Source organism: Acidimicrobiia bacterium (genome assembly GCA_036271555.1).
Lineage (GTDB): Bacteria > Actinomycetota > Acidimicrobiia > IMCC26256 > PALSA-610 > DATBAK01.
Map to the genome: position 1 here is coordinate 1 of DATBAK010000092.1, position 13077 is coordinate 13077.

General features: G+C 70.4%; 13 protein-coding genes. 2 read left to right on the plus strand and 11 right to left on the minus strand.

The window, feature by feature from the left end; genetic code table 11:
* The 11 genes from VH914_21000 to rimO form a co-directional block, all read right to left on the minus strand.
* Nucleotides 1-825, minus strand: an 825-nt coding sequence (locus VH914_21000; GenBank protein ID HEX4493695.1) for a 2,3,4,5-tetrahydropyridine-2,6-dicarboxylate N-succinyltransferase, incomplete at its 3' end; no start/stop codon positions are given.
* Nucleotides 822-1952: an aminotransferase class I/II-fold pyridoxal phosphate-dependent enzyme gene (locus VH914_21005; protein ID HEX4493696.1), complete on the minus strand. Its 1131-nt coding sequence runs from the start codon at nucleotides 1950-1952 to the stop codon at nucleotides 822-824. The genes VH914_21005 and VH914_21000, both read right to left, overlap by 4 nt.
* An 84-nt stretch (nucleotides 1953-2036) precedes the next feature.
* Nucleotides 2037-3371: a GTPase HflX gene (gene hflX, locus VH914_21010; GenBank protein HEX4493697.1), complete on the minus strand. Its 1335-nt coding sequence runs from the start codon at nucleotides 3369-3371 to the stop codon at nucleotides 2037-2039.
* Nucleotides 3368-4210 (minus strand): diaminopimelate epimerase, encoded by an 843-nt coding sequence (dapF, locus tag VH914_21015; GenBank protein ID HEX4493698.1) that lies wholly within the window; start codon nucleotides 4208-4210, stop codon nucleotides 3368-3370. Before dapF ends, hflX begins: the two co-directional genes overlap by 4 nt.
* On the minus strand, nucleotides 4207-5169 hold the full coding sequence (miaA, locus tag VH914_21020) for a tRNA (adenosine(37)-N6)-dimethylallyltransferase MiaA (protein HEX4493699.1): 963 nt from the start codon (nucleotides 5167-5169) through the stop codon (nucleotides 4207-4209). The genes dapF and miaA overlap by 4 nt, the downstream gene beginning before the upstream one ends.
* Nucleotides 5166-6581 (minus strand): tRNA (N6-isopentenyl adenosine(37)-C2)-methylthiotransferase MiaB, encoded by a 1416-nt coding sequence (gene miaB, locus VH914_21025; protein HEX4493700.1) that lies wholly within the window; start codon nucleotides 6579-6581, stop codon nucleotides 5166-5168. Before miaB ends, miaA begins: the two co-directional genes overlap by 4 nt.
* 142 nt (nucleotides 6582-6723) lie before the next feature.
* Complete coding sequence (recA, locus tag VH914_21030) at nucleotides 6724-7785, minus strand: recombinase RecA (protein ID HEX4493701.1); 1062 nt, start codon at nucleotides 7783-7785, stop codon at nucleotides 6724-6726.
* A 136-nt stretch (nucleotides 7786-7921) separates the two neighbouring features.
* Entirely contained in the window at nucleotides 7922-8512 is a 591-nt protein-coding gene (thpR, locus tag VH914_21035) for an RNA 2',3'-cyclic phosphodiesterase (protein HEX4493702.1), read from the minus strand.
* Between the two features lie 81 nt (nucleotides 8513-8593).
* Nucleotides 8594-9811, minus strand: coding sequence for a competence/damage-inducible protein A (locus tag VH914_21040; protein ID HEX4493703.1), 1218 nt, complete (start codon nucleotides 9809-9811; stop codon nucleotides 8594-8596).
* 14 nt (nucleotides 9812-9825) lie between these two features.
* Entirely contained in the window at nucleotides 9826-10407 is a 582-nt protein-coding gene (locus VH914_21045) for a CDP-alcohol phosphatidyltransferase family protein (GenBank protein ID HEX4493704.1), read from the minus strand.
* Complete coding sequence (gene rimO / locus VH914_21050) at nucleotides 10407-11756, minus strand: 30S ribosomal protein S12 methylthiotransferase RimO (GenBank protein ID HEX4493705.1); 1350 nt, start codon at nucleotides 11754-11756, stop codon at nucleotides 10407-10409. Before rimO ends, VH914_21045 begins: the two co-directional genes overlap by 1 nt.
* Nucleotides 11757-11900: 144 nt before the next feature.
* Here rimO and VH914_21055 point away from each other — a divergent pair, with 144 nt between their 5' ends.
* On the plus strand, nucleotides 11901-12362 hold the full coding sequence (locus VH914_21055; GenBank protein HEX4493706.1) for a hypothetical protein: 462 nt from the start codon (nucleotides 11901-11903) through the stop codon (nucleotides 12360-12362).
* Nucleotides 12363-12373: 11 nt separating this feature from the next.
* Complete coding sequence (locus VH914_21060) at nucleotides 12374-12943, plus strand: hypothetical protein (GenBank protein HEX4493707.1); 570 nt, start codon at nucleotides 12374-12376, stop codon at nucleotides 12941-12943.
* Nucleotides 12944-13077: the final 134 nt, after the last annotated feature.

Genomic DNA, 13077 nt, shown 5'->3' on the forward strand with positions numbered 1-13077 from the left:
GATGCCGTGCTCCCGCAGCACGTCGTTCAGCTGCAGGTCCTCGTGCCCCTCGCCTTCGGGGAGATAGCGCAGCACGAGCACGCACGACAGGCCGAACGTGCCGCCCGGAAACTCGCGCGGACGGGTCGCCTGCACCGCGACCGCGCGCTCGGGAACATCGCCGCGCGAGATCTCCTCGCCGGTCTGCGCGTCGATCACCGGGATGCTCGCGGTGAGGATCACGCCCGCGCCGAGCGCCGCGCCCTTCCGCACGCGCGCCCCGCCGACGATCATGCAGCGCGAGCCGATGAACACGTCGTCCTCGATCACGACCGGCTTCGCCTGCGGCGGCTCGAGCACGCCACCGATGCCGACCCCGCCGGCGAGGTGCACGCGCTTGCCAATCTGCGCGCACGATCCGACCGTCGCCCACGTGTCGACCATCGTGCCGTCGTCGACGTACGCACCGACGTTCACGTACGACGGCATGAGCACGACGCCGCTGCCGAGATAGCTGCCGAAGCGCGCCTGCGAACCGGGTACCGCGCGCACTCCCGCATCACGGAAGCCGTGCTTGAGCGGCAACCGGTCGACGTACTCGAAGGGGCCCGCTTCGATCGTCTCGAGGTCGCGCACGCGGAACCACATGAGCACCGCCTGCTTCGCCCACTCGTACACGACGACGTCGCCGTCGATCACCTCGGCGACGCGCGCCTCGCCCCGGTCGAGCATCGACATCGCGGTGTGCACCGCGTCGTAGGCCTCCGCGCGCGACAGCACCGACTCGAAGTCGGCGCCCGCCTCCCAGAGCTTCGTGATCGTCGCCTGCAGGGTCGGGTCGCTCATCCTCCGCCTTTCGCGAGTCGATCGAGCGCGGGCTCCAAGCGCTCGCGCGGTTGCACGAGCGCGAGCCGCGCGTACGGCGCGCCCGCGTCACCGTAGAGATCGCCGGGCGACACGAGCAGACCGGCGCGCGCGAGGCGGTCGGCGACCGCCCAGCCGTCGGCACCCGACTCGTCGCGCAACCAGAGATAGAAGAGCATCGGTCCGCCCGCATGCTTCAGGCCGACGTCGGCGAGGCGTTCGACGACGAGGTCGCGACGGGCGCGGTAGCGCTCGCGCTGCACCTCGACGTGCTCGTCGTCGCCGAGCGCGGCGACCGCGGCCGCCTGCGCCGGAGTCGGCACCATGAAGCCCGCGTGCTTGCGCGTCTCGACGAGGTAGTGCACGAGCTCGGGATCGCCGGCGAAGAAGCCCACACGCATGCCCGCGAGGTTCGAGCGCTTCGAGAGGCTGTGCACCGCGAGCACATGATCGAAGCCCGTGCGCAGGATCGTGGCGCGCGGCGGCGCGAACTCGACGTAACACTCGTCGCTCGCGATCACGACGTCGTGCGCGCGCCCCCATTCGGCGACACACTCGAGGTACGCGACGTCGGCCGCCGACGACGACGGGTTGCCGGGCTCGTTGATCCAGAGCACGAGCGCGCGGGCGGCGTCGTCGGGGTCGATCGCGTCGAGATCGAGGTGCCAGTCGGCGTCGAGCGCGACCGGTACCGCGCGGCGACCGGCGAGCGTCGCGCCCATCTCGTACGACGGGTACGCGACCGCGGGATACAGCACCGTGTCACGGTCGGGCCGCCGCAGCGCGAGGAGGTGCGGCAGGGAGACGACCATCTCCTTCGTACCGATGCACGCGGCGAGATCGTCGGGCGCGACGTCGACACCGAGGCGGCGCGCCATCCACGCAGCCGCGGCTTCGTGCAGCGCGGGCGTGCCCGCCGACGGCGGGTAGCCCATCGATACGCGCGCGGCGTCGGCCGCCGCGCTCGCGACGAGATCCGGCACCGGATCGCAGGGCGTGCCGATCGAGCAGTCGACGACGCCGCCGGGCAGCGTGTCGGCGATCTGCTTGAGCGCGTCGAGACGCTCGTAGGGGTACGGCGGCGGCACGAACGGCACGACGGTCGCCATCGCGGCCGAGCCTATCTGCGACCCTCCGACCGCGACCGATCCGACCGGAACCGGCGGGCGAGCTTGCGCGCCCGCCCCGACGGCTCAGGTGGTGACGAAGCCGCGGAAGCGCTCCAGCACCGGATCGGGCAGTCGGGCCCGCACGCGGGTGCCCTCGTCGGCGTGCACTTCGACGACGACTTCACCGTCGCGATGGAGCGCCGCGAGCACGTCACCACGGTCGTACGGAATGACGAGCTCGACGAGTCGGTCGAGCGACCGCAGTCGGTCCGCGATCGCGTCGCGCAGCTCGTCGACGCCCTTACCCGTCGCGCCCGACACCGCGACCGAGCCGCGCGTGCCGTGCAACAGCGCGTTCACGTCGTCGGGTGACGCGAGGTCGCACTTGTTCCACACGATCAGCTCCGGACGATCGTGCGCGCCGATCTCCACGAGCACCGCGCGCACCGCACTGATCCGCGCGTCGACGTCGGGACGGCTCGCGTCGATCACCTGGAGCAGGAGATCGGCGTCGACGACCTCTTCGAGCGTCGAGCGGAACGCTTCGACCAGTTGGTGCGGCAGGCGTTGCACGAACCCGACGGTGTCGGAGACGAGCACGGTCTCGCCGCCCGCGAGGCGCAGTCGACGAGTCGTGGGATCGAGCGTCGAGAAGAGTTGGTTCTCGACGAGCGCGTCGGAGTGCGTGAGCCGGTTCAACAACGTCGACTTGCCCGCGTTCGTGTAGCCGACGAGCGCGATGCGCGCGAGGCCGTTGCGCAGGCGCGCCTTGCGTTGCGTCTCACGCGTCTTCGTGAGCGCCTTGAGGTCGCGTTCGAGCTGCTGCACCCGGCGCAGGATGCGACGACGGTCGACCTCGAGCTGCGTCTCGCCGGGACCACGCGTGCCGATGCCCGCGCCCTGCTGACTCAGCTGGGTGCCACGGCCGCGCAGGCGCGGCAGGCGATAGCGCAGCTGCGCGAGCTCGACCTGCAGCATGCCTTCCTGGCTCGTCGCGTGCTGGGCGAAGATGTCGAGGATGAGCGCGACGCGATCGACGACGTCGCGTTCGAACAGCTGCTCGAGGTTGCGCTGCTGCGCGGGCGTGAGCTCGTCGTCGAACACGACGACGTCGACGTCGAGCGCCTCGCTGATCTCGCGCAGCTCCTGCGCCTTGCCCTTGCCGACGTACGTCGCGGGATCGGGTGTCGGCCGGCGCTGCAACGTGACGTGCACGGGCTCCGCGCCTGCGGTCTCGGTGAGCAACGACAGCTCGAGCAGCGACTCCTCCGCTTCGTCGAGCGAACCCATGCCGAAGCCGGTGCCGACGAGCAGCGCGCGCTGGCGGACGACGCTGAGGTCGATCTCGGTTGCGGTGAGGCGCCGGCGTCCTCGCCCCGCGGGCTGCGAGCGCGGCGCCGACGACGGGCGACGGCTCACGCGGTCGCCAGCGCGTCGAGGTCGATCTCGACGTCGAAGACGTGGGTGACGGGCCCGGCGAGCGACACCGTCTCGCCGATGCGAAGTCGCAGCTCGCCGCCGGGGACGACAACCGTGACGTCGTCGTCGACGAGGCCGCGCCGGTGCGCCGCCGCCGCGGCCGCGCACGCGCCGGTGCCGCACGACAACGTCTCCCCCGCTCCGCGTTCCCAGACCCGCATGCGGATCCGATCGCGCGTGTCGACCCTGACGAACTCGACGTTCGTGCGGTTCGGGAAGCGGTCGTCGCGTTCGAGGCGCGGACCGTGCTGCGCGACGCGCGCATCGTCGGGATCGTCGACGAAGAGCACGAAGTGTGGGTTGCCCGCGCCGACCGCGTCGCCGCGGTAGGTCACGCCGTGGAACGTCGCTTCGAGATCCTGTGCCTTGTCGGTCGCGAGTCCGATCGCGCGCGGGTCGAAGGTGACCGCGCCCATGTCGACATCGGCATCGGTCACCCGACCGTGTGGGTCGCGCTCGAGGTGGATCACGCGCCGTCCCGCGGCCGTTTCCACGACGAGCGTGTCGTGCGTTCCGAGACCGGAGCGAGCGGCAACGTAGGCGAGACAGCGCAGCCCGTTACCGCTCAACTCGGCTTCGCCCCCGTCGGCGTTGTGGAGCGTCATCGAGCAGTCGGCGCCGTTGCGACCGGGACCGAGCGTGATGAGGCCGTCGGCGCCGATGCCGCGGTGCCGGTCGCAGAGCGCGGCGCCGATCCGGGAGCCGAGTGGGGTCGACGCCTGGTGCACGAGGAAGTCGTTCCCGGTCGCGTGGAGCTTCGCGAGCTTGACGACGGTCATGCGGCGATCCGGGCCGGCCTGCGATCCCAGAGCGCGCGGACCGCCGGCGCGAGGCGCTCGGGCTCGCGGTCGCATCCGAGCCAGGTGATGCGCGGGTCGCGGCGGAACCACATGCGCTGGCGGCGCGCGAACCGACGGGTGCGGTGCGCGATCTGGTTCGCGGCCTCTCGTTCGGTCGCGATCTCACCGTGCAGGAGGTCGAAGACCTCGCGATAGCCGATGGCCTGCATCGCACCGCGCGACATACCGGCGGGCGAGGCTTCGAGCGCGCGCACCTCGTCGACGAGTCCGCTCGCGAACATCGTGTCGACCCGCTGCGCGATGCGGCGCGCCAGCTCGGCGCGCGGCAGCCAGATCCCGACGAGACGAACCGGCAGCTGGGGCTCGCCGAACTGGTCGACGCCGGGGCCGAACGAGGAGAACGGGCGCCCGGTCGCCGCGATCACCTCGAGCGCGCGCACGATGCGACGCCGGTTGTTCGGTTCGATGCGCGCGGCCGCGGCGGGATCGTTCGCGGTGAGGTCTCGGTAGGCGGCGACGAGTCCGTCCGGGGTCGCGGTCTGCGCCTCGAGCTCGGCGCGCCGACCGGGATCGTCGCCGGGGATCGCGAGGTCGTCGACGACCGCGTGCACGTAGAGGCCGGTGCCGCCGACGAGCAGCGCACGGTTCCCGCGCGCCTCGATCCCGTCGAGCGCGTCGCGCACCTGCGTTTGCGTGCGGCGCACCGACCAGTCCTCCGACGGATCGGCGACGTCGATCAGATGGTGCGGCACCGCCGCGCGCTCCTCGGCGCGCGGCTTGGCGGTACCGATGTTCATGCCCCGGTATACCTGCATCGAGTCGAGCGAGACGATCTCGACGTCGTCCCGCTCGCACGCCACGGCGAGTGCGAGCGCCGACTTGCCCGATGCCGTCGGTCCGACGATCGCGAGATGCGGCTCGCGCGGCAGCGTCGTCACTCCGCCGACACGGGGATGAGCTTGCGCGTCTCGGCGCTCACCGTGTGCGGCGCCCGCCCCGGTTGCGGGTCCGAGACGACGCGTGCCCGCAGGAAGTGCGGCGCGGCGCTGGTGATCTCGACGTCGACGAGATCACCGGCGCCCACGCCCCGTTCGGGCGCGAAGTGCACGAGCTTGTTCTGACGCGTGCGCCCGGACAGCACATTCGGGTCGCGCTTCGACGGCCCGTCGACGAGCACGCCCTCCGTCCGTCCGACCCGCGCCTCGTGCTTCGCGAGCGCGTGCCGCTCGACCACATCGACGAGTCGTTCCATGCGCGCCTGGATGACGTCGGCGGCGACGAAGTCGTCGACCATCTCCGCGGCCTCGGTGCCGGAGCGCGGCGAGAAGATGAACGTGTACGCGGAGTCGTACGCGGCCGCGTCGGCGACCGCGAGAGTCGCCTCGAAGTCGGCGTCGGTCTCGCCCGGAAAGCCGACGATGATGTCGGTCGTCACCGCGAGATCAGGGATCGTTGCGCGGGCGGACGCGAGACGTTCGAGGTAGCGGGTGGCCGTGTAGCCGCGGTGCATACGCGCAAGCGTTCGGTCGCTGCCGGACTGGAGCGGCAGGTGGAGGTGCTCGCACACCGACGGGCGCTCGGCCATCACCGCGATCGTCTCCGGGCGCAGATCCTTCGGGTGCGGCGAGGTGAAGCGGATGCGCTCGATGCCGTCGACCGCGTCGAGCGCCTCGAGCAGGTCCGCGAAGCGGGGCGCGTACTGGCCCGCGCCGAGGTCGCGGCCGTAGGAGTTGACGTTCTGGCCGAGCACCGTGATCTCGCGCACGCCGTCGGCCGCCAACGCCTCGACCTCGGCGACGACGTCGCCGAGCCGGCGGCTCACCTCCCGACCCCGCACCTGCGGCACGATGCAGAAGGCACACGAGTTGTCGCACCCGATCTGGATCGTCACCCACGCCGAGTGCGGGCTCTCGCGCCGCGCCGGCAGCGCCGACGGATACGCGTCGTGCTCCTCGAGGATCTCGACGACCGGCCCCTCGCGCCGCGCGCGTGCGAGCAGCGCGGGCGCGTGCGCGAGGTTGTGCGTGCCGAACACGACGTCGACGTGAGCCGCCCGCGCCGCGATCGCCTCCCGGTCCTTCTGCGCGAGGCAGCCACCGACCGCGATCTGAAGCTCGGGCCGCTGATCCTTCAACGGCTTCAGCGCGCCGAGATGGCCGTACAACTTCTGGTCGGCATTCTCCCGGATACAGCACGTGTTGAGGACGATGACGTCGGCGTCCTCAATGGTCGCCGCGGCCTCCATGCCGTCGGCGGCGAGCACTCCCGCGATGCGTTCGGAGTCGTGCTCGTTCATCTGGCAGCCGTACGTACGGATGAAGTACCGCCGAGGCTGCGAGGTCGCCGTCACGGCGCGTCAGTGTAGGAGCGGCCCCGCGCCGCACGGTCAGCGGTTGCTCGCGGCGCACGATCCCGACCCCACCCAGAGGCGGGCCGGAGGCACGATCGCGCGCCCGAGGCCATTTCGCCCTACAACCCCGTGCCGTGCCGGCTCAGGCGTCGAGCTCGGCCGCCTCGTCGTCTTCGAGCACGGCGCCCTCGGTGACATCGACCTCGGGCTCGGGGGGCACGACGCTGAGGCGGATCTTCTCGCTGATCTCCACCATCATGTCGAGGTTGTCGGCGAGGAACTGCTTCGCCTTCTCCCGGCCCTGACCGAGCTGCTCACCTTCGTACGTGAACCAGGCACCCGACTTCTTCACGATGCCCAGGTCGACACCCACGTCGATGATCGAGCCCTCGCGGCTGATGCCCTTGCCGTACATGATGTCGAACTCGGCCTGACGGAACGGCGGCGCGGTCTTGTTCTTCACGACCTTCACGCGCGCCCGGTTGCCGACGACCTCGGGACCGTCCTTGATCGACTCGACGCGACGGATGTCGAGCCGCACCGACGAATAGAACTTCAGCGCACGACCGCCCGGTGTCGTCTCCGGCGAGCCGAACATGACGCCGATCTTCTCCCGAAGCTGGTTGATGAAGATGCAGATCGTGCCCGAGCGGCTGAGGTTGCCCGTGAGCTTGCGCAGCGCCTGGCTCATGAGCCGGGCCTGGAGGCCGACGTGCGTGTCGCCCATCTCGCCCTCGATCTCGGCGCGGGGCACGAGCGCGGCAACCGAGTCGATCACGAGCACATCGAGCGCACCCGAGCGGATCAGCATGTCGGCGATCTCGAGGCCCTGCTCCCCCGTGTCGGGCTGGCTGATCAGCAGGTCGTCGACGTTGACGCCGATCGCCGAGGCGTAGACCGGGTCCATCGCGTGCTCGGCGTCGATGTACGCGCACACGCCGCCGTTGCGCTGCGCCTCGGCCACGACGTGCATGGCGAGGGTCGACTTGCCGGAGGACTCGGGACCGAAGATCTCGACGACCCGGCCGCGCGGCAGCCCGCCGATGCCGAGGGCGATGTCGAGCGAGAGGGCACCGGTCGAGATCGCGGCGACGCCGACGTTGCCGTGCTCCCCGAGCCGCATGATCGAGCCCTTGCCGAACTGCTTGTCGATCTGGGCCAGCGCCATCTCGAGGGCCTTGTCGCGTTCCTGGTTCTGCTCCACTTCCGTTTTCCTCCTCGCCGTTCCCGGCGTGTTGAGCAACTGGTGGCGGGGAAAGCTGTGGCGCTGACCCTAAAGAGGGGGTGAGACAGTTATCCCGGCTCGACGGGGTCGAGCGTAGAACGAACACGCGTTCGGTTCAAGGACCCTCGGGCGCCGGCGGGCGCAGGGGCACGTCGGCGTGCTCGCGGTACTGCGCACCGGTCGACGCGGTGACGCTCTCGAACAGCACGACGCGGTCGACGGTCCAGCGCGGACCGACCGGGTCGGGTCGGCGCGTCGCGCCGATCGCGTCGCGCAGGTCGGCGTGACGTCCGAGGCGCGCGACGGTGAGATGAGGGTGGAACGGCAGCGCGTCGGGATCACCTGCGAGCGGCGTCATCACGTCCGCGACCGACGCCGCGAGTACACGGAGCTCGCGCGCACCCTCGACCGCGCCGACCCACAGCACGTTCGCGCGCTTCGCCGACGGGAAGCCGCCGAGCCCGCCGAGCCGCATCGTCGGCGGTTCGGCGCGCACGCCGCGCAGTAAAGCGGCGGCCTCGTCGAGGTCGACTCGTGTCCCGAGGAACTGCAGCGTGAGGTGCCACTGATCCCGCGTCGTCCAGCGCGGCGACATCAAGCGCGGCAGCGCGAGCTCCCGCGGCCGGTGCATCGCGCGCCACGACACCTTCCCGACCGCGTCGAGCACCTCACGCGGCGGCACGACGGCGACGAAGGCGCGTGCCACCGCCGGTTCAGCCCGTGACCGTGGTACTGCGCAATCGCGTCATGACGCGCGAACGCAGTACCACCGGACCGACGAGCAGCGTCAGGGCAGCGCGTCGAGGCGCTGGCGGACGAGGTTGAGCAGCGAGATCGTCGCGAACTGACGGATGCGCTCGCGATCGCCCGGAAGTCGGATCGTCACCGCGAACGGCTCGCCCTCGGGGAACACCATGCCGAGGCACACCGTGCCGACCGGTTGCGCATCCTGCTCGGTCGGACCGGCGACCCCCGTGACCGCGATACCTACGTCGGCGCCGAGCACGCGTCGCGCGCCCTCGGCCATCTGCAGCGCCGACTCGTCGCTCACGACGAGCTCCGCGGTGACACCGAGCACCGAGCGTTTGACGTCGGTCGCGTAGGCACCGATCGTCCCGCGGAACGTCTCGCTCGCGCCCGGCACGTTCGCGATGCGCGCGCCGATCAATCCCGCGGTCACCGATTCCGCGACACCGAGCGTCCAGCCCCGAGCATGCACGCGCGCGAGCACCGCGTGCTCCATCGTCTCCTCGTCGACGCCGAACACGAGATCACCGAGGATCTTGCGCAGCTCGACTTCTTCGTTCTCGACGAGCGCACGCGCGTCGGCCTCCGTCGCGGCCTTCGCGGTGATGCGCACGACGAGCCCTTCGATGCCGCGCGCGAGGAACGCAATCGTCGGGTTCGTCTGCGCGTCGACGCGATGGGCGATCATCTCCGCGAGTCCCGACTCCGACGCGCCCCACGTCTTCAACGATCGCGACACGATCGCCGAATGCTCGCCGGCGCGTGCGAGCAGATCGGGAATCACGCGCTCGCTGATCATCAGCTGCATCTCGTACGGAACGCCCGGCACCGCGTAGACCATCTTGTCGCCGAGCGGGCACTGCAGCCCTGGCGCGGTACCGATCGGGTTCGGGATCGCGTCGCCGCCCTCGGGCACGTCGGCCTGGCGCAGGTTGTTCTGCGGCATGTCGCGCGCGCGACTCGAGAACATCGACGCGATGACGTCGACGAGCTCCTCGCGCCGGCGCAGCTCGACACCCATCACTTCCGCGATCGCGTCGCGCGTGAGGTCGTCCTGGGTCGGACCGAGGCCGCCGCAGATGATCAGCGCGTCCGACCGCGAGAGCAGGTCGTGCATCGCGGCGACGATGCGCGCCTGGTTGTCGCCGATGACGCGGTGCTCGTACGAGTCGATGCCCGACGCCGCGAGCTGCTCGCCGATCCACGCACTGTTGGTGTCGACGATCTGTCCGAGCAGCAGCTCGGTCCCGACCGCCAAGACTTCACACCGCACTACTGATCCACTCGCTGCCAGTCGTGCCAGCCGTGATGGACGATGTCGATCGCGGAGACGACCGTGAACGCGACCACGAGCCCGATCACCGTCTCCTGCAGCCCGACATCGTTCGCGGTCCACGGCAAGAGCACCGCGCCGACCGCGAGGTACTGGAAGAACGCCTTGTATTTGCCGAGTGAACGCGCCGGAAGCGAGATGCCACGGCGCCCCGCGAGCACGCGGTACGTCGACACGAACACCTCGCGCCCCGCGACGACGGCCGCCGGCCACCACGCGATGTCGCTGCGCGCGGCGAGCACCGCGAAGCCACCGATGACGAGCAGCTTGTCGGCGACGGGATCGAGGAACGCGCCCGAGCGGGTCGCGCCGTCGCGCCGCGCGAGGAAGCCGTCGAGGCTGTCGGTCGACGTGATGACGAACCACAGCGCGACCGCCAACCACGACGAGCCGTCCTTCGCGACCAACAACAGCGTCGGCACGCCGACGAGGATGCGCGCGATCGTGAGGAAGTTCGCGGGCGTCGCGAGCGCGGTCTGGTCGAACCGGCGCGTGCGCGCGGTCGGCACCGATGCGTCCATCACGCGACCTCGACGACCGCGAGCGGTCGCGCCTCGAGGTCGGGCCCTTCGGACCCGGTGACGACTGCTTCGACGATCGCGCCCGGCCGCGCCCATTCCGCGTCGAGCCGGACGACGCCGTCGATCTCGGGCGCTTCGCGATAGGTACGACCGATCGCCTCGCCGTCCTCGAAGCCGTCGATGAGCACGTCGACGCGCGTGTCGACGAGCGCCGCACGGGCGCCGGCGGTGATCGGCTCCTGCACCTCGGCGAGCTCGCGCAATCGCTCGCGGACGACGTCGTCGGCCGGCGCGCCGGTCAGGCTCGCGGCGGCCGTTCCTTCCTCGCGCGAGAAGGCGAAGAAGCCGGCCCAGTCGAGCGCGGCAGCGTCGAGGAAGGCGAGCAGCTCGTCGTGATCGCGCTCGGTTTCACCGGGAAAACCGACGATGAACGAGGATCGGAACGCGGCGGCCGGCTCGTCGGTCCGGATGCGCTCGATGATCTCGAGAAAGCGGTCACCGCTACCCCATCGCTTCATCCCGCGCAGCAGTCCGGCGGACGCATGCTGCAGCGACAGGTCGAAGTACGGGACGACCGTCGGCAGCTCGAGCATCGTCTCGACGAGCGGGTCGCGCACTTCCGACGGATACAGGTAGAGCAAGCGGACGCGCGCGAGCCCGTCGGTCGCGAGACGATCGAGACGCCGCAGCAACGGCGCCAGCGCGCCGGGCTCGTCGACGTCGCGCCCGTACCAAGCGAGATCCTGCGCGACGAGCACGACTTCACTCACACCGCGCGCGACGAGGTCGGCGACTTCGGCTTCGATCGCGTCCGGTCGGCGCGAGCGTTGCTTGCCGCGGAACGACGGAATCGCGCAGAACGCGCACGCGCGATCGCAGCCCTCGGCGATCTTCACGTAGGCCCACGGCGCGTCGGGCACCGCGCGCGGCAGCTCGAGCAGATCGCGCACCCCGGTCGGCCGCGTGCGGAACGTCACGGGCGCGAAACCGGCCGCACTCGCGATCGTGGTCTCCCCCGCGAACCCGACGACCGCGTCGAGCTCGGGCAGCGCGTCCGCGAGCTCCGCGCCCGAGCGCTCCGCGAGGCACCCGGTCGCGACGAGACGCGCGCCTTCTTTGCGTGCGGCCGCGAGCCCGAGAATCGTCTCGATCGACTCCTCACGCGCCGGCTCGATGAACGCGCAGGTGTTGACGACGACGAGGTCGGCCTCGGACGGATCGCCCGTGGCCACGAGGCCGTCGGCGACGAGCGACGCGACGATCCGGTCGGAGTCGACCACATTCTTCGGGCACCCGAGCGTCTCGACGTAGAAGCGGCGCGCCACGTCCGGGCCGGGGGCGGTGGTCACGCGCCAATCGTACCGGTGCGACCCCCTTCGCCCCGGGGGACCCGTGCGCCGAGCCCGACTCGAATTGCACAAACCGGACAACGGGTTCTAACGTGCTTTCAGACAATCTCAGATGATCTGAGATGCCTCCATGGAAGGAACCTCATGCGTCGCCTCGTCGTCCTCCCTCTCGCCGCCCTCACGGTCGTGGTCGCGCTGGCCGCACCCGTCGCCGCCGCGACCACGACGCACTACTCCCCCCGTGCTGCGGCACGGGGAACCGCGGCCGTCAGCCCGAGCGGTTGCTACCAGAAGGCCAACAACCCACATCGATCGGAGCACTTCGGCTGGATCGCCGGCGAAGTGAAAACGCAATGCCGGATCTTCGTGCCGAAGATCTCGCAGGTCGCGCAGCTGTGGGAAGGGCGCTGGTGGGGTTGGGACCGGGTCGGCACCAGGCCCAACGAGACGGTCTATTGGAAGCGGTACCAATCGATCTCGGCGAACGTCACATGCCGACACTCGAGCATGAAGGTGACAGGCAGCGGTTCCGTCATCGACGTCGACGAGCACACGTACTACGCGAGCACCGAGAGCAATCACGTCAACAACCCGTGCGGCCTCTGATGCGAGCACAGATGCTGTACGTCGTCATCGTCGCGGCGATCGCATGTGCAGCATGCGGCCGCGATTCGACGCGAGGCCGGGCGGTGCCACTTCGTCGCGAGATCGGAGTCCCCGACGCGCCGCCCGCAACCCTCCTCGCAAGCGGCGAACACCGAACACCGGGCGTGCGCTATGTCGCGGACTGGCCGATCATGCGCCACGCGGTCGTCATGCGACCGCTCACCCCCGTGCCGTGGCCGTCGGAGACCTTCTCGACAAATCGCGCCGCCGTCTCGGTGGTCTTCGCGACGACAATCGCGCCCGATCATGTGCTGATCGAGGCGTATCGCGAGATCGATGAGAATGGTGAGCCAACCGGCAAGTCTGTGCTGACCTTCGAATGCGACGGGTTCTCCAGGCCCGAGTGCGCATTCGTGCACGCTGGATCGGAAGTCCGTATCGATGACGTGCCGCTCGCCGCCGACGCGTCGTATGCCGTTGTCTTCGCCTACTGGCACATTCCGGAAGCCGATCGGCTTCGCGCTGAGACCGCGTTTGCGTCGGCGTCGTGGATCTTCCGAGTGAAACCATCGACCTCGTGACGATCGACTCGCTCCTGTCGACGCCGGTCGGCAACTACGTCCTGGATGCGCTCGTCGAACGCGGGGTCACGACGGCGGCGATCGACGCGATCACCGAGACCGCTCTCTACGAGTGCGTCACGGCCGGCGCCGCC

Bases quoted from the DNA above. Each gene is read 5' to 3' on its own strand.
- dapF (HEX4493698.1), bottom strand. From the start codon at position 4,210: ATGACCGTCGTCAAGCTCGCGAAGCTCCACGCGACCGGGAACGACTTC.
- VH914_21045 (HEX4493704.1), bottom strand. From the start codon at position 10,407: ATGGACGCATCGGTGCCGACCGCGCGCACGCGCCGGTTCGACCAGACC.
- VH914_21055 (HEX4493706.1), top strand. From the start codon at position 11,901: ATGCGTCGCCTCGTCGTCCTCCCTCTCGCCGCCCTCACGGTCGTGGTC.
- VH914_21005 (HEX4493696.1), bottom strand. From the start codon at position 1,952: ATGGCGACCGTCGTGCCGTTCGTGCCGCCGCCGTACCCCTACGAGCGT.
- VH914_21060 (HEX4493707.1), top strand. From the start codon at position 12,374: ATGCTGTACGTCGTCATCGTCGCGGCGATCGCATGTGCAGCATGCGGC.